The following is a 14,905-nucleotide window of genomic DNA, read 5'->3' on the forward strand; positions in this document are numbered from 1 at the left end:
AACGGAGCGTGTCCTCAACCGGCCACGGCCGGCCGGCAGGGCGATACGGTGCGGAAACACCGGAGGTACGGGGTTGAGCAGCCGTTGAACAGTGGGCCAGGGGCGGTTGAACTCTGCCGGGAGACCCGTGACGGGGGAGGGGCGCCGGGGGAGGATGGGCGCGTGTCCACCCCGCCCCCGTCGGCGCTGCCGCATGCACGGCCGCAACCTCCGCCGTCCGCCCAGGCATCGCCCGACGCCACGCAGACGCCCGTACTGAGCCCCGTGATCGACCTGGAGTCCGGGGCGGTGCTCGCCGTGGAGGCGACGCTGCCCGCCGCCGCGCGCGGCCCGCTCGACGCCTCCGCGGAGGCCGAGCGCCTCGCCGCGGTGGGGCGCAGGGTCGCCGCGCAGGAGCCGCTGCTGCCCCTGGTGCTGCCGGTGCCCGCCGCGGCCGCCGCGGCGAGCCCGCAGGTCCCCGCGCTGCTGGAGACCGCGCTGCGCCGGTCCGGCCGCCGGCCCCGCGACGTCACCCTGATGCTCGGCGCCGACCTCGCCGACCTGGGCCGCCCGGACGTGGTGCGCGCGGTGCGGCACGTGCGCGGCGCCGGTTTCCGCTGCGCCTTCGGCACCGACGTCCTCTCCCCGGACCTGATCCTGGACATGGAGCCGTTCCTGTTCCGCTTCTCCCCGGAGACGGTGGCCGGTCTGCCCGGGGACGAGCGGCGGACGGCGAAGGTGGAGGGGCTGGCCCGGATCGGCCGCGGCGGCGGGGTGTTCCCGCTGGCGGCGGGGGTGTCCACGGCCGAGCAGCTGGCGGCGCTGCGCGACGCGGGGGTGCGCCTGGGCAGCGGCCCGCTCTTCGCCGACGAGGGGTGGGCGCCGGGGGTGCGGGTCCGCCAGATCCCGGAGATGCCGGTGCGGGAGGGCGGACCGGACCTGAACGCCGGGCCGCGGGTCACCGAGTTCATCCGGCCGCCCGCGGACATGCCCCTGGACGCCACGGCGCAGGCGGTGCTGGAGGTCTTCACCAACGACCCGGCGCTGAACAGCGTCATCCTGATCGACCACCGGGAGCGCCCGGCGGCGGTGCTGGACCGGTCGAGGTTCCTGCTGGCGGTGACCGGGCCCTACGGGCACGCCCTGCACGCGGGCCGCCCGGCCGAGCGCCTGGCCGACCCGCCGCGGACGATCCCCCGGCACGCCCCGGCGCTGGTCGCGCTCCGCGAGGCGGGCGCCTCGGGCGACCGGGTCTACGACGACCTGGTGGCGGTCAACGAGTTCGGCCAGGTCGCCGGGGTCGTGCACGTGGGCGACCTGATCTCGGCGCTGTCCGGGCACTGAGCGCCCGCCCTCCGGCCCTTCGGCGGGGAGGGGCGCCCCCGGCCGCGATGGGGCGGTGCGGGACCGGGCCGCGGGCGCCCTGAACGCCGTCCCCGGCCGCCGGGCCCCGGCAGGCCGGGCGCGCGGCGGGCCGTTGGCGCGGGTCTCCTCCGGGGTGCGGCAGTCTGGGGGAGTGAGAGCGGAATCAGAGGGGCCGAGACGGGGCGCGGGCGAGTCGCTGGGGGGGATCCGGGCGGGGAACCGGAGGCCGGCCGACCTGCTGGTCGCGGCGGCGGGGACGGTCCTGCTGCTGGCGGTGCCGGCGGTGGTCGCGATGGGGGCCGACCCGAGCGACCCGGCGGCACCGGAGGAGCTGCGCGCGCTGCTGCCGCCGTCGCTGCTGGCGCTGGTGGCGGCGGTGTCCAACATCGCGGTGCTGGTACTGGCCGCGGTGGTCGCGGTGGAGCGGATGGTCCGCGGGGCCTTCCGGGACCTGCTGCGCGGGCTGGCCGCGGCGGCGTTCGGCTACGGCGGCGCGGGCGCGGTCAACGCCGCGGTGCTGGCGGTGTCGGGGCCCGGCGGGCCCCCGGAGCTGCTCACCGGGACGGTCGAGGCGGGCCCGCTCAGCTCGCCGCTGCACGCCTACCTGGCGGCCGCGATCGGCTACGTCGCCGCGCTGGGCGCGGTGCGGGTGCGCCGGCTGCGCACCGCGCTGTGGAGCGGGATCGCGGTGACCGCCCTGTCGGTGCTGCTGTCCGGGTTCTCCACGGTGCCGGCGCTGGCGCTGACCGCGCTGGTCGGCGCGACCGGGGCGGCCCTGGCCGGGTACGCGGTCGGCGCCTCCCGGCCGGCCTCGCTGGCCGAGGCGCTCCTGCGCGAGCTGCGCCGGTTCGGCCTGGAGCCGCTGGCGCTGGAGCCGGCCGGCACCGACGGCGAAGGCGACCTGAGGTTCACCGCCGACCTGCCGGACCGCCGGCTGGACATCGTGCTGCTGCGCGCCGACGACACCCCGCGGGTGCTCAAGCGCCTGGTGCGGGTGGCGCTGCTGCGCGGCCCGGTCGCCCCGCCGCTGATGCTGAGCCTGGGCCGGCGCCTGGAGCACGCCGCGCTGATGTCCTTCGCGGCGCGGGCCGCGGGGGCGGCGGTGCCGCGGATCGCGGCCATCGGCGAGCCGGGGGCGGGCGCCGCGGCGCTGGTCACCGAGCACATGCGGCTGCGCACCCTGGACGAGGCCGACACCGGTGAGCTCACCGGACCGGTCCTGGACGGGCTCTGGGAGGAGCTGGGCCTGCTCCACCGGCACCGGATCGCGCACGGCTCCCTCAACGGCGACACGGTGGGCTGGACGCTGGGCGGGCGCCCGGCCTTCACCGGCCTGTCCTCGGGGGCGGTGGCCGCCCCGCCGCTGAAGGCCTCGCTGGACTGCGCGGCGCTGCTGACCCTGCTGGCGCTGCGGGTGGGCGCCGAGCGGGCGGTGGACGCGGCGGTCAGGGTGCAGGGCCTGGAGGCGGTGGCGGCGGTGCTGCCGCTGCTGCAGCCCGCGGCGCTGCCGTTCGGGCTGCGCGGCCGGCTGCGGGGCCGCGGGGAGGTCCTAGGGGAGCTGCGCACCCGCATCATCGGGCTGGCGCCGGAGGCGCCGGCCCGCCCGGCCCGCCTGGAGCGGATGCGGCCGCGCACGGTGCTCAGCTTCGCGGTGGCCACCGTGGTGGGCCTGGTGCTCGCCAACCAGCTGGCCGGCGTGGACCTGTCCACCATCGCCGCGGCCGACCCGGCCTGGGCGGGGGCGGCGTTCGCCGCGGCCACCGGGTGCATGCTCGCGGCCGCGCTGGCGCTCATGGGGTTCGTCCCGTTCCGGCTGCCGCTGGGCATGACGGTGCTGGTGCAGTACGCCGGGTCGTTCATCCGGATCGCGGCGCCGGCCGGGCTGGGCACGCTGGCGCTGAACACCCGCTACGTCGCCTGCCAGGGCGCCTCGCCGGGGCTGGCGGTCTCGGCGGTGGGGCTGTCCCAGGCGGTCGGCCTGATCACGCACGTGCCGATCCTGCTGTTCTGCGCCTACATCACCGGGACCGGGCGGTTCACCGACTTCTCGCCGTCGGGGACGCTGATCGGCCTGGTGGTGGCGGTGGTCGCGGTGGCGGCGGCGGTGCTGCTGGTGCCGGCGCTGCGCGCGTTCGTGCTGGAGCGGGTGCGGCCGTACTTCAGCGGGGTGCTGCCGCAGCTGCTGGACCTGCTGCAGCGGCCGCAGCGGCTGGCCATGGGGGTGGGCGGCACGCTGCTGCTGACCGTCTTCTTCGTGCTGGCCCTGTACTTCTCGGTGGCGGCGTTCGGGGGCGAGGCGGGGATCGCCGCGGTGGCGGTGGTGTTCCTGGCGGGCAACGCGATCGGGTCGGCCGCGCCGACCCCGGGCGGGCTGGGCGCGGTGGAGGCGGCGCTGCTGACCGGCCTGACCACGGTGGCCGGGGTGCCGGTCGCGGTGGGGCTGCCCGCGGTGCTGCTGTTCCGGGTGCTGACGTTCTGGTTCCCGGTGCTGCCGGGGTGGGGCGCCTTCCACCTGCTGCAGCGGTGGAAGGCGATCTGACCCCGCCCCGGCGCGGGCCGGTGCTCAGCCGCCGTAGCGGCGCCGGAACCGCTCGACGCGCCCTGCGGTGTCCACCACGCGCCCCTTCCCCGTGTAGAAGGGGTGGGACGCGCTGGAGACCTCCACGTCGATGACGGGGTAGCTGCGGCCGTCCTCCCAGGTGATGCGCTCCTCGGAGGTGGCGGTCGAGCGGGTCAGGAACGCGAAGTCGCCGGCCTTGTCGCGGAAGACCACCGGCTGGTAGTCGGGGTGGATGTCCTTCTTCATGCTGCCTCCTCGCTGGGCGGGCGCCCGGCGGCGCCCGGTCGGGGGTCGGTCTCCCGACGTCTGCCCGTACTCTACAAGCCAACGAAAACCGTTTTCATTCCCGTTCGGCCGTGCGGCGGATCCCCGAAAAACAAGTTTTGTACAACTAGATTGCGTACAACCTAATATGCTAGGTTCATCGGCGAACGAGGAAGGACCCTGACGTGCACGACGAGTACGGGAGCGACGCGCTCTCGCTGGACAACCAGCTCTGCTTCGCGCTGTACTCGGCGTCGCGGGCGTTCACCGGGCTCTACCGCGAACTGCTCGCCGACCTCGGCCTGACCTACCCGCAGTACCTGGTGATGCTGGTGCTGTGGGAGCGGGGCGCCGTCCCGGTCAAGGAGCTGGGCACCGCCCTGCACCTGGACTCGGGCACCCTCTCGCCGCTGCTGCGCCGCCTGGAGGCGGCCGGCCTGGTGCGCAGGGAGCGCTCCACCGAGGACGAGCGGGTGGTCCGGGCGGTGCCCACCGAGCGCGGCGCGCGGCTGCGCGAACGCGCCGACGGCATCCCCGAGCGGCTGCTGTGCTCGGCCGGCCTGTCCGCCGAGGACGCACGGGACCTGCGCGAACGCCTGGAAGGGATCACCGCCTCGCTCACCGGCGCCGCCTCCGCGGAGGCGGCGCGACCACCACGCCACGAGGAGTGAACATGAGCGTTCTCTACACCGCGAAGGCCAGCGTCCAGGGCGAGGGCCGCAAGGGCCGCGGCAGCACCGACGACGGCCGCCTCGACGTCGAGCTGTCGGTCCCCAAGGGCATGGGCGGCGACGACGGCCCGGGCACCAACCCCGAGCAGCTCTTCGCCGTCGGCTACGCGGCCTGCTTCCACGGCGCGCTGAAGAACGTGGCCCGGCAGAACAAGGTCGACGCCGCCGACTCCACCGTCTCCGCCGCGGTCTCCCTGGCCAAGGGCGACGACGGGTTCGGCCTGTCGGTCGAGCTGACCGTCACCATCCCCGGCCAGGACCAGCCCTCCGCGCAGAAGCTGGTGGACGCCGCCCACCAGATGTGCCCCTACTCCAAGGCCACCCGCGGCAACATCGACGTCACGGTCACCGCGCTGGCCGGCTGACCCTCCCCGCCCCTTCCGGCCGGATGCGGAGCGCCCGCATCCGGCCGGCCCCCGGCGCCGCAGACCGGCGCGCGGCACCGGGGAACCGGCCGGAGACCGCCCGACCGAGCGCCGGACCACCGGGAGGCCCCGTGCCCGGCGCCCCCTCCGCAGAGCGCCCCGTCCCGCCCGCCCTGCTGATCACCGGCACCGTCGGAGCCGGCAAGACCAGTACCGCCGAGGCCGCGGGCGGACTGCTCGCCGAGGCCGGGATCGCGCACGCCGTCATCGACCTGGACGAGCTCTGCCGGTTCTGGCCCGCCCCCGCCGGCGACCGGTTCAACTTCGGCCTCCTCATGCGCAACCTGCGCTGCGTCGCCGCCGGCCACCGGGAGGCCGGGGCCCGGCGGCTGATCCTCGCCGGAGTCGTGGAGACCCCCGGGGAGCTGCGGCGCTGCCGCGAGGCGGTCGGCACCGGCCTGGCCGTCTGCCGGCTGCGCACCGGCCCCGGTGAGCTCCGCCGCCGGCTGGCCCACCGCCACCGCGGCGACCCGGACGGCCTCCACTGGCACCTGGACCGGCACGCGGAGCTCGACGCCGTCCTGGACCGCGCCGGGATCGCCGGCAGCGAGGTGGAGACGGGCTCCCGCACCGCCGCCGAGACCGCCGCCGCGGTCCTGGACGCGGTCGGCTGGCGCTGACCCCGCCCGCCATCGGCGGGGAGGCCCGCGCCCTCCGGCGGCGGAGCGCCCCCCGGCACACCGCCGACCCGGCACCGCCCGCCTCCGCCGAACCCCGGCACCGTCCGCCTCCGCCGAACCCCGGCACCGTCCCCTCCCTCTCCCGACCCTCGCCGGGGCCCGCGCCCGCCCCCCGAGGGTCCGCGGAGCGCCGGTGTCCGTTCACCTCTGCGCCGCGCGGCACCGGTAGCCTCGCGGAACGGCCCGCCCCTGCCCGCGGCGGGCGCACCGGAGGAGCCCGCCGATGACCCCAGCACCGCCCCCGCACCGCCGCAGGGCGCCGGGATGAGCGGAACCGGGCCCCCGCCCCCCGCAGCGCCGCGGGGCACCGCAGCCGAGGTGTTCGCCGCCTTCCTCCGGCTGGGACTGACCTCCTTCGGCGGGCCGGTGGCGCACCTGGGCTACTTCCGGGACGCCTTCGTGGCCCGCCGCGGCTGGATCGGCGAGCAGGCCTACGCCGACCTGGTCGCGCTCTGCCAGTTCCTGCCCGGTCCGGCCTCCAGCCAGGTCGGCATGGCCATCGGGCTGCGCCGCGCCGGGTTCGCCGGGATGGCGGCGGCCTGGGCCGCGTTCACCCTGCCCTCGGCGGTGCTGATGACCGCCTTCGCCCTCGGCGCGCAGGCGCTGGACGTCCAGGGCGCCGGGTGGGCCGCCGGACTGAAGGCGGCCGCCGCCGCGGTGGTCGCCCACGCGCTGCTGGGCATGGCCGCCGGCCTGGCCTCGGGCCGTCGGCGGGCCGCGGTCGCGGTGGGCGCCATGGTGCCGGCCCTCCTGCTGCCCTCCGCCGTCGGCCAGCTCGCGGCGATCGCCCTGGGCGCCGCGGCCGGGCTGCTGTGGCTGCGCGCCCCCGAGGCCCCCGGAGCCGGCGGCGCGGAGGGCGGTCCGGCGTCCCCGGTCGGCCGCCGGACCGCCCTGGCCTGCCTGGGCGCCTTCGCGCTGCTGCTCGGCGGGCTTCCGGTGCTGGCCGCGGCGGTCCCCGCCCCCGCGATCGGACTGGCCGACGGGTTCTACCGGTCCGGGGCGCTGGTCTTCGGCGGCGGCCACGTGGTGCTGCCGCTGCTGCAGGCGGAGTTCACCGGCACCGGCATGGTGGACCGGGAGTCCTTCCTCGCCGGGTACGGCGCGGCCCAGGCGGTGCCGGGCCCGATGTTCTCCTTCGCCGCCTACCTCGGCGCGCTGATGCCGGTCGCCGGAAGCCCCGTGGCCGGTGCGGCGATCGCGCTGCTCGCGGTCTTCGCCCCCTCGGCCCTGCTGGTCGCGGGGGTGCTCCCGTTCTGGGAGCGGCTGCGCGCGGCGGCCTGGGCACGGGGCGCGATGGCCGGCGCCGGGGCGGCCGTGGTCGGACTGCTCGGCGCCGCCCTCTACGACCCGGTGTTCACCGAGGGGGTCACCTCCGCCCGGACCATGGCGGTGGCGGCGGTGGCCTTCGCGGCGCTGGCGGTGTGGCGGGCACCGGCCTGGGCGGTGGTCCTCGCCGCCGGCGCGGTGGGTTTCGCGGTGCTGTGAGGGGCCACCGGGGGCGGACGGCGATCGCCCGGTCCGGCTCCCCGCAAGGGCGGTTCCGGCGGAGCGCCGCCGCGCCTCCCCGGCCGCCTGCGGCACCGCCCCGTTGATCTTGGAGTTGCGGGCCCATCAGAGCGCTCTGATGGGCCCGCAACTCCAAGATCAACGCGGAAGTGGGGCGGCGCGCGGCCCGCGCGGTCGCCCGCCGCCCCGGGGCCCGGTGCCGCCGGGGCCGCTGCGGGGGAGGTTTCGCGGGGGCGGGCCCTGTGGCGGGTGGCGTGCGCCTTGGGTGCGGGCCGGCCGGGTGGGCGGGGAAGCGCGAGGCGGCATCACCCGGGTGACCGGCCGGACAGCCGACGGCCTCTGAGGACCGCTCCGGCGAGGGGAGGCGGCACCATCAGCGGAAAGGCCGCCGGAGCAGCCGGCCGGGACGGCGGAGAGGGCGGAGGCCCCGCAGGTGAAGGGGCGGCAGGGGAGCGCCTCCCGGGGGTTCCCCCCGGCCCTGCGGGGGAGCCGTCCTCACGCCGCCCCGGAGTCCTCCGCGCGGACGTGCGCCACCAGGGCGTTGGCGTGCCCGTGCCCCATTCCGTGCCCGCTCTTGAGCCAGGAGACCAGCTCCATGTGCCCGGTCAGCGGCGAGGAGCGGATGAGCTCCAGCCACTCTGCGACCGGGCGCCCGTACTTCTTCTCGATCGAGGGGAAGTAGCTCGCCGGGCCCTTCACGGCAGCGGTCATGGGGGTGCCTCCATCCGTCCGGGGGACGGCCTCGGACCGGCCCCGGCGGGGCGCGGTCGGTCGAACACCCCGGACATTACGCACCCGGTGCGACAGAACGGGCGCCCGCGGGGCCTCAGCGCGCCGGGGAGGCGGGCGCCCCCTGCTCGGTGGGAGGGGCCTGCACCCCGCCGGGCGCCTCGCTGCCCCGGGACAGCGCCATCGCGGTCACCGACACCAGCACCACGGCGCCGCCCAGCCACTGCGACCAGGCCGGCTCGGCCCCCAGGAAGGCCACCCCGACCAGCGCGGACACCAGCGGGAAGGCCAGCTCGGCCAGGGTCGCGCGGCTGGCGGCGGTGCGGCCGAGCCCCCAGTAGTACAGGGAGAGCGCCAGCAGGCCGGGGCCCAGGGCCAGGGCGGCCAGCATCGGGATCCGGGCCGGGTCCAGGGCCAGGGAGGAGCCGGTGGCCAGCGAGATCGCCAGGGCGACCGGCAGCGCGATGCAGAACCGCGCGGTGGTGACGTGCATGAAGGCCATGGTGGTGCCGGCCAGCCGCCCGAGCACGGTGCCGCCGGCCCACAGCGCGGCCGCGCCCAGCGCCAGCGCCGCGGCCTTGGCGCTGCCCAGCGTCACCGAGAGGGGGTCGGGGAAGGCCAGCAGCCAGGCGCCGGCCAGGGCGGGCAGCGCGTACAGCGCGAACCGGGGGCGGAGCCGCTCGCCCAGCAGCAGCACGGCGAGCAGGATCGCGAAGAGCGGCTGGAGCTTCTGCAGCACCTGCGGGGTGATCGGGTCGCCGGTGGTGAAGGCCAGGGTGAACAGGGTGGTGGCCAGGGCGGAGGAGCCGCCGCCGACCACCGCCATCGCGACGATGGTCCGCGCGCCCGAGCGCGCCAGCTCCCGGAAGGCCGGAACCGCCCACGGGGACAGGCAGAGCGCGATGATCAGGTGCTCGTAGAAGACGATGGAGGGGGCGGGCATCACCGCCGACAGCGGCTCGCGCATCAGCGCGGACGTCCCCCACAGCCCGGCGGCCGCCGCCACCGCCCACATCCGGTCCCCGCTGCGCTGGGCCACGTTCCCCGTCCTTCCGCTGTTCCGACGACCCCGGAATCATCCCATTCCCGGCGAACGGGGCACACCGTGCTCCCGGTGAACTGGGCCGCCTCGAAAGGCCCCGGGCCCGGATGCGCGAAGTCCTCGCCCCCGGCCGGCGGAAGACGGATGCTCTTCCCGGCCGGCGGAAGCGCATCCCGGCCTTCAGCCGCGTCAGGTGGCTCAGCCGGCCGTGTCGGTCGGGCCGGCCGGGCCGAGAGGTCGGCGGGTGCGCGGTCGGCTCCGCGCGGTGCCGGCGGAGGCGGGCGCGGGGGCGGGTATCGGCCGGGTGCAGCGCTTCAAAGGGTGCAGGCTCAAGCGGCGGCGACGGCAGCGGGGGAGCGGGGCCGGGCGTCTCGGCCGGGCGCGGTGCCTCACGGGGTGCAGGTTTCAGGCCGGCGGCACGGCAGAGGTAGGGACGGGGCGCAGGCCCCGGCCGGGTGCGGGGCCCGCGGGGCGGGGGTTCAGGCCGGCGGCGACGACAGCGGTGGGGGCGGGGTCGGGCGCCCCACTCGGACGCGGCGCCTCGCAGGGCGGGGGCTCGAGCGGGCGGCGAGGGCGGGAAGGGCCCGGGCTGCGGGCAGAAGGAATGCCCTATATGTCGGGTTTCTGGTGGCGAGCGGGCGGGATGGGCGGCCCTGCGCGCCTCCGCGTCGCCCCGGGTGACGCCTACGCGCGAGTAGCAAGCCCCGAAGCCCTTCCTACCCCTTTGTCGATTACTCAGAGTGGTGAAAACGGGGTCTCGGGCGGGACGGAGGCAGTGCTGCGCCCTTTCGCCGCCTGCTTCCGGGTTCCGGCACCCGCTTTCCCGCCTTCCGGGCGCCCCGAACCCCCGAAGCACCCCCGGAACAGGGCGATCCGGGCCCGTCAGGGGCCGATCCGGGCCGGGATGCGCGCCCCGGCGTCATCCGGGCGGCGCGAAGGTGCGCAGGGCGCACCCCCTCACCCTTCACTGTGCGTGTTCGCCCAGGTCAGGGGTTTCGGTGCTCGCGGCCGACCCCCTGGTCCGGGCCCCTGGGGGAGGGGCGGCGACGCGGGCGCGGCGATCCCGCCGCCTGGCCGCCCCGCCGCACACGACCGCCGGCCCGCGCCCGCTCCCGCCGTCGCCGCCCGCTTGAACCTTCACCCCGTGGGGCGCCGCACTCGGGTGGGGCGCCCGGCCACGCCCCCACCTCTGCCGTCGCCGCCGGCCTGAAACCTTCACCCCGTGGGGGCCCTGTGCCCGGATGGGGCCTGTACCCCGCTCCCACCTCTGCCGTCGCCGCCTGCTTTGACCCTGACCCCGCGGGATGCCGTACCCGGCCGACTCCCGAGCCCCGGCCCTTCCTCCGCCGGTGCCGGTTCCGGGCCCGGAAACGCGGAGCGCCCCCGCCCGGGGAAGGGGCGGGGGCGCTCGCGGGCGCGGGTCAGGCGCGCGGTTCGATGAGCAGCAGGCGGTCCATCATGTCCTGCATGGTCACCAGGCCGACCAGGGACGGGCGGCCGCGGGGCGGCTCGGCGGCGCCGGGCTCGGCGCCGGCCTCCTCGACCAGGGCCAGGTGGCTGCGGCTCTCCCGCATGATGCTCAGCGCCGCATAGATCGGCGTATCGGCCCCCAGGGTGGGCACCGGCCGCATCAGGTCGGCGGCGGTGGTCCCCTCGGGGCTGGTCAGCGCATCGCGGACGTGCACCACGCCCAGCGGCCGGTGCTCGTCCAGGACGACCAGCCGCAGGTGGCCCGAGTCCCGGGAGACCCGCTTGACGTCCCCCAGGGAGGCGTCCGGGCCGACCCCGGCCAGCTCGACCAGCGGGGTGGTGATCTCCCGCAGCGGCCGGGAGTTGACCTCCAGGGCGCTGGCCAGCTGGTCCCGGCGCTCCTCGTCGAGCGCGCCGGCCTTGGCCGAGTGGTCCACCAGCTCGCGCAGGTCGTCGGGGTTGTGCCCGGAGGCCACCTCGTCGACCGCGTTCACCCCCACCCGGTGCAGGCACCAGTTGGCCATCCCGTTCAGCACCACCAGCAGCGGGCGGGTCAGCCACATGAACGCCCGCATCGGGATCGCCAGCAGCGTCGCCGACTTCTCCGGGTGCGAGATCGCCCACGACTTCGGCGCCATCTCCCCGACCACCAGGTGCAGGAAGGTGACGACCACCAGCGACAGCACGAACGCCAGCGCCGCGGCGACCGCGTCGGGCATCCACCCGTACAGCACCGGCTCCAGCAGGTGCTTGACCGCCGGCTTGGTGATGGCGCCCAGCGCCAGCGTGCACAGCGTGATGCCCAGCTGGGAGCCGGCCAGCAGCAGCGACAGGTCGCGCGCGCTGCGCAGCGCGGCCCGCGCCGACATGCTGGTCTCGGCGGCCTCCTCCAGCCGGTAGCGGCGCGCCGCCACCAGGGCGAACTCGATGGCCACGAAGAACGCGCTCAGCGCGATCAGCCCGACCGAGATCACCATCGCGAGAAGCGGGTTCATGTCGCTCATGCGCTCACCTCCCGCGACTGCTCGCTCTCATCGGCCGGGGCCTCGTGCAGCTCCAGGCGGACCGTCTCGGGCACGTGCCGGTCGACCCCCTCGACGGTGAGCGCCACCGAGCGCTCGGGGTCGTCCTCGGGGGCGCCGGGGTGGCGGGGGAGCGCCACCTCGATCCGGTCGCCGTCCTCGGGCAGCCGCCGCAGCCCGCTGATGACCAGCCCGCCGACGGTCTCGTAGTCGCCTTCGGGCAGGTCGTGCCCGAGCAGCCGCTCGACCTCGTCGATGTGCAGGGCCCCGGGCAGCAGCCAGGCGCCGTCCTCGGTGACGCGGGCCTCGCCCTCGTCGGCCGGGTCGTGCTCGTCGGCGATCTCGCCGACCAGCTCCTCGGCGATGTCCTCGGTGGTGATGACGCCGGCCAGGCCGCCGTACTCGTCGACCACGCAGGCGAACTCCTCACCGGAGTCGCGCAGCCGGTCCAGCACGTCGGGCAGCGGCAGGGAGGCCGGGACCAGCACCGCCGGGCGGGCCACGTCGGCCACCCGCACCGTGCCCAGGTCGGCCTCGTCGCCCTGGGCGAGCACGTCGCGCAGGCACACCACGCCGACGATGTCGTCGACGTCGCCGCCCATCACCGGGAAGCGGGAGTGGCCGCCGGCCATCAGCTCCACCACCCGGATGACCGGGTCGTCGGCCTGGACGGTGTCCACGTGCGGGCGCGGGATCATCGCGTGCCCGGCCGTGCGGTCGTGGAAGTCCAGGGTCCGGTCGAGCAGCGTGGACAGCTCCGCGGGCAGGTCCCCGCTGTCCCGCGACTCCTCGACGATGCGCTCCAGGTCGGCCGGGGTGGCGGCGTGCTGCACGTCCTCCACCGGGCGGATGCCCACGGCCTTGAGCAGCACCACCGCGGCCTGGTCGAACAGCCGGATGATCCAGCCGAACAGGCGCAGGTAGATGCCGGTGGACAGGGCCAGCCAGCGGGCGACCGGCTCGGGCCGGGCGATCGCCAGGTTCTTCGGGAACAGCTCGCCGAAGACCATCTGGACCACGGTGGAGAAGAGCAGCGCCACGGCGGCGCCGACGGCCAGGCCGAAGCCGGCCGGCACGCCCGCGATCCCCAGCAGGTCGCCCACGCCCTGGCCGAGCATCGGCTCGGCCACCGAACCGACCAGCAGACCGGTCACGGTGATGCCCAGCTGGGCGCCGGAGAGCATGAACGAGGTGCGCTTGGTGATGTCCAGGGCGCGCTGGGCTCCGGCGTCGCCCTGGGCGGCGCGGGCCTTCAGGCGGGAGCGGTCCACCGCCATGTAGCCGAATTCCTGGGCGACGAAGTACCCCGTCGCCACGGTGATCAGGAAGATCACCACCGCGCCGAGGAGGATGTTCAGCAGGATGCTCACCGCGCACGCTCCCCGGAGGCGGGGGCGGTGCGGGCGCGGGCCCGCCGCTTCAGGGCGCTGCGCGCGGCCTCGGAGCGGTCATGTCCGGCGCGCGCGCCCCATGGTGAGGGCGGGTCTTCGGGGTCGGGACTGCAGCGCCCTGCCATCTCCAGGGCGCTGCCGGTACTTCGGGACGGGTCCACGGTTCCTCTCTCTGATCGGGTACGACGGAGATACGCCTGTGCGGCCTCGGAAATTCCCGGAAGCGGCGGTTCCAACCGCGAACGCCCCGGGTTTTGCCGACGCCTCACCCGCCGGAGGGGCGGGGAGGGGCGTCGGAGCGGGTCAGACGCCTGCGGCGGCGTCCGGTGCGGGAAGGGCGGGGTCGCCGGCGGGCGCGGCGGCCCACTCGCGGCGCCGGACCTCGGCGATGGCGATGGAGGCGGCGACGGCGACGTTGAGCGAGCCGACCCGGCCGATCTGCGGGATGTAGGCGGCGGCGTCGGCCGCGGCGAGCAGCGCGGGCGAGCAGCCGTGGTCCTCGGAGCCGATGGCCAGGCAGACGTCGCCCTCCAGCGCGGCCTCGTGCAGCGGCAGGGCGTCGCGGGCGAGTTCGAGGGCGACCACCCGGTAGCCCGCGGCGCGGGCGGCGTCGGCGGCCTCGGCGGCGGTGCGGGTGCGCTCCAGGCGCATCTTCTGCTCCGAGCCCAGGGCGGTCTTGCCGACCTGGGGGTGGGCGGGGTCGGCGGTGTTGCCGGCCAGCCACAGCGTCTCCACCCCGAACACGGCCGCGGTTCGCAGCACGGAGCCGAGGTTGAACGGCTGGGTGACGGATTCCGCGATGAGGGCGACGCGGCCCTCGGTGCGCCTGCGCCACTGGCGGTTGAGACGTTTGACGTCGGTGGGGCGCAGCTGCGTGCTCACCTGGTGTGCGTACCTCGTATTCGTGCGGCGGTGCCGGTCGGGGCCGCTGGGTCGCGGCGCTTCGCCAGACAGGATAACCGCAGGGTGGCCGGGCGGTGCAAGGGGAGGTCAGCCGCGGCGCACCCGCAGCACCCGGTAGCCGGCCCGGGAGGCGGCGCGCTCGGTGGGGCGGCCCTCGGACTCCAGCCACCGGTGCAGCGAGTCGCCGCCCAGGTTGCGCTGGACGACCAGGTGGGCGGTGCCGGCGGGGGAGAGCCGGTCCAGCCAGGCGGTCAGCAGGGCGTGCAGGGCGGGCTTGCCGATCCGGATCGGCGGGTTGGACCAGATCGCGTCGAAGGGGCCCTGCTCGGGGCCGGGGGGCGTGCCGTCCGCGGGCCGCCCCTCCGGGTCGACATGTCGGAAATCTACGTTGGAAAGGTGGTTGTTTCGGGCATTCGCCCGGGCCAGAGCCACCGCCCGGCCGTTGACGTCGACGCCCAGCACCGAGGCGCCGGGCGCCCGCGCGGCCATGGTCAGCGCGATCGGCCCGTACCCGCAGCCCAGGTCGAGCAGGCGGCCCTCGGCCGGCGGGGCCGGCGCCGACTCCAGCAGCACCCGGGTGCCCAGGTCGACCTTGCCGGGGGAGAAGACGCCCCGGTCGGTGCCCAGGCGCAGGTGCAGGTCGGGCAGGACGAGGTCGACGGCCGCCGGGCGGCTGGCGGCCCCGGGGTCGGAGTCGAAGTAGTGCTGAGCCACCCGAAGACGCTACCACCAGGGGCGGAGCCGCCCGGCCGCACCGGTGCGCGCCCGCCCGGAGGCGCGGAGGGCGGGGGAGGCGCACGCCACAAACCGAGCGGTCGGTACCGTTGGGGGCGGGTAC

The 14,905-nt window shown here is 76.6% G+C and carries 13 protein-coding genes; 6 read left to right on the forward strand and 7 right to left on the reverse strand.

What is annotated here, in order from left to right:
* Positions 1-162: 162 nt before the first annotated feature.
* Both J0910_RS14995 and J0910_RS15000 read left to right on the forward strand, forming a co-directional pair.
* Complete coding sequence (locus tag J0910_RS14995; RefSeq protein ID WP_420159123.1) at positions 163-1,323, forward strand: EAL domain-containing protein; 1,161 nt, start codon at positions 163-165, stop codon at positions 1,321-1,323.
* Positions 1,324-1,495: 172 nt separating this feature from the next.
* Entirely contained in the window at positions 1,496-3,883 is a 2,388-nt protein-coding gene (locus J0910_RS15000; protein WP_420159124.1) for a lysylphosphatidylglycerol synthase transmembrane domain-containing protein, read from the forward strand.
* A 24-nt stretch (positions 3,884-3,907) separates the two neighbouring features.
* Here J0910_RS15000 and J0910_RS15005 read toward each other — a convergent pair whose 3' ends face one another.
* Positions 3,908-4,150 carry a type B 50S ribosomal protein L31 gene (locus tag J0910_RS15005; RefSeq protein ID WP_420159125.1) on the reverse strand — a complete coding sequence of 81 codons (243 nt, stop codon included), beginning with the start codon at positions 4,148-4,150 and terminating at the stop codon, positions 3,908-3,910.
* 203 nt (positions 4,151-4,353) lie between these two features.
* Here J0910_RS15005 and J0910_RS15010 point away from each other — a divergent pair, with 203 nt between their 5' ends.
* From J0910_RS15010 to chrA, 4 genes are all read left to right on the forward strand, one after another.
* Complete coding sequence (locus tag J0910_RS15010; protein ID WP_420159126.1) at positions 4,354-4,839, forward strand: MarR family winged helix-turn-helix transcriptional regulator; 486 nt, start codon at positions 4,354-4,356, stop codon at positions 4,837-4,839.
* 2 nt (positions 4,840-4,841) lie between these two features.
* A complete protein-coding gene (locus tag J0910_RS15015) occupies positions 4,842-5,264 on the forward strand; it encodes an organic hydroperoxide resistance protein (RefSeq protein ID WP_420159127.1) in 423 nt (140 codons plus the stop codon).
* A 131-nt stretch (positions 5,265-5,395) separates the two neighbouring features.
* Positions 5,396-5,944, forward strand: coding sequence for a P-loop NTPase family protein (locus J0910_RS15020; protein ID WP_420159128.1), 549 nt, complete (start codon positions 5,396-5,398; stop codon positions 5,942-5,944).
* A 324-nt stretch (positions 5,945-6,268) separates the two neighbouring features.
* Complete coding sequence (gene chrA / locus J0910_RS15025; protein ID WP_420159129.1) at positions 6,269-7,489, forward strand: chromate efflux transporter; 1,221 nt, start codon at positions 6,269-6,271, stop codon at positions 7,487-7,489.
* A gap of 516 nt (positions 7,490-8,005) precedes the next feature.
* Here chrA and J0910_RS15030 read toward each other — a convergent pair.
* The 6 genes from J0910_RS15030 to J0910_RS15055 form a co-directional block, all read right to left on the reverse strand.
* Entirely contained in the window at positions 8,006-8,221 is a 216-nt protein-coding gene (locus J0910_RS15030) for a DUF4287 domain-containing protein (protein ID WP_420159130.1), read from the reverse strand.
* Between the two features lie 115 nt (positions 8,222-8,336).
* Positions 8,337-9,278, reverse strand: a complete 942-nt coding sequence (locus tag J0910_RS15035; protein WP_420159131.1) for a DMT family transporter — start codon at positions 9,276-9,278, stop codon at positions 8,337-8,339.
* Between the two features lie 1,424 nt (positions 9,279-10,702).
* Positions 10,703-11,755, reverse strand: coding sequence for a hemolysin family protein (locus J0910_RS15040; protein WP_420159132.1), 1,053 nt, complete (start codon positions 11,753-11,755; stop codon positions 10,703-10,705).
* The gene (locus J0910_RS15045) at positions 11,752-13,143 is read right to left on the reverse strand and encodes a hemolysin family protein (protein ID WP_420159133.1); all 1,392 of its coding nucleotides are present in this window, start codon (positions 13,141-13,143) and stop codon (positions 11,752-11,754) included. The genes J0910_RS15040 and J0910_RS15045 overlap by 4 nt, the downstream gene beginning before the upstream one ends.
* A 324-nt stretch (positions 13,144-13,467) precedes the next feature.
* A complete protein-coding gene (locus tag J0910_RS15050; protein ID WP_017591789.1) occupies positions 13,468-14,046 on the reverse strand; it encodes a TrmH family RNA methyltransferase in 579 nt (192 codons plus the stop codon).
* 108 nt (positions 14,047-14,154) lie between these two features.
* The gene (locus J0910_RS15055; protein ID WP_420159134.1) at positions 14,155-14,781 is read right to left on the reverse strand and encodes a class I SAM-dependent methyltransferase; all 627 of its coding nucleotides are present in this window, start codon (positions 14,779-14,781) and stop codon (positions 14,155-14,157) included.
* Positions 14,782-14,905 lie beyond the last annotated feature (124 nt).

It is taken from the genome of Nocardiopsis oceanisediminis, assembly GCF_048595525.1.
GTDB classification, from domain to species: Bacteria; Actinomycetota; Actinomycetes; order Streptosporangiales; family Streptosporangiaceae; genus Nocardiopsis_A; species Nocardiopsis_A oceanisediminis.

Coding starts and splice junctions, on each gene's coding strand:
- J0910_RS15005 (WP_420159125.1), bottom strand. CDS start 4,150: ATGAAGAAGGACATCCACCCCGACTACCAGCCGGTGGTCTTCCGCGAC.
- J0910_RS15015 (WP_420159127.1), top strand. CDS start 4,842: ATGAGCGTTCTCTACACCGCGAAGGCCAGCGTCCAGGGCGAGGGCCGC.
- chrA (WP_420159129.1), top strand. CDS start 6,269: ATGAGCGGAACCGGGCCCCCGCCCCCCGCAGCGCCGCGGGGCACCGCA.
- J0910_RS15030 (WP_420159130.1), bottom strand. CDS start 8,221: ATGACCGCTGCCGTGAAGGGCCCGGCGAGCTACTTCCCCTCGATCGAG.
- J0910_RS15040 (WP_420159132.1), bottom strand. CDS start 11,755: ATGAGCGACATGAACCCGCTTCTCGCGATGGTGATCTCGGTCGGGCTG.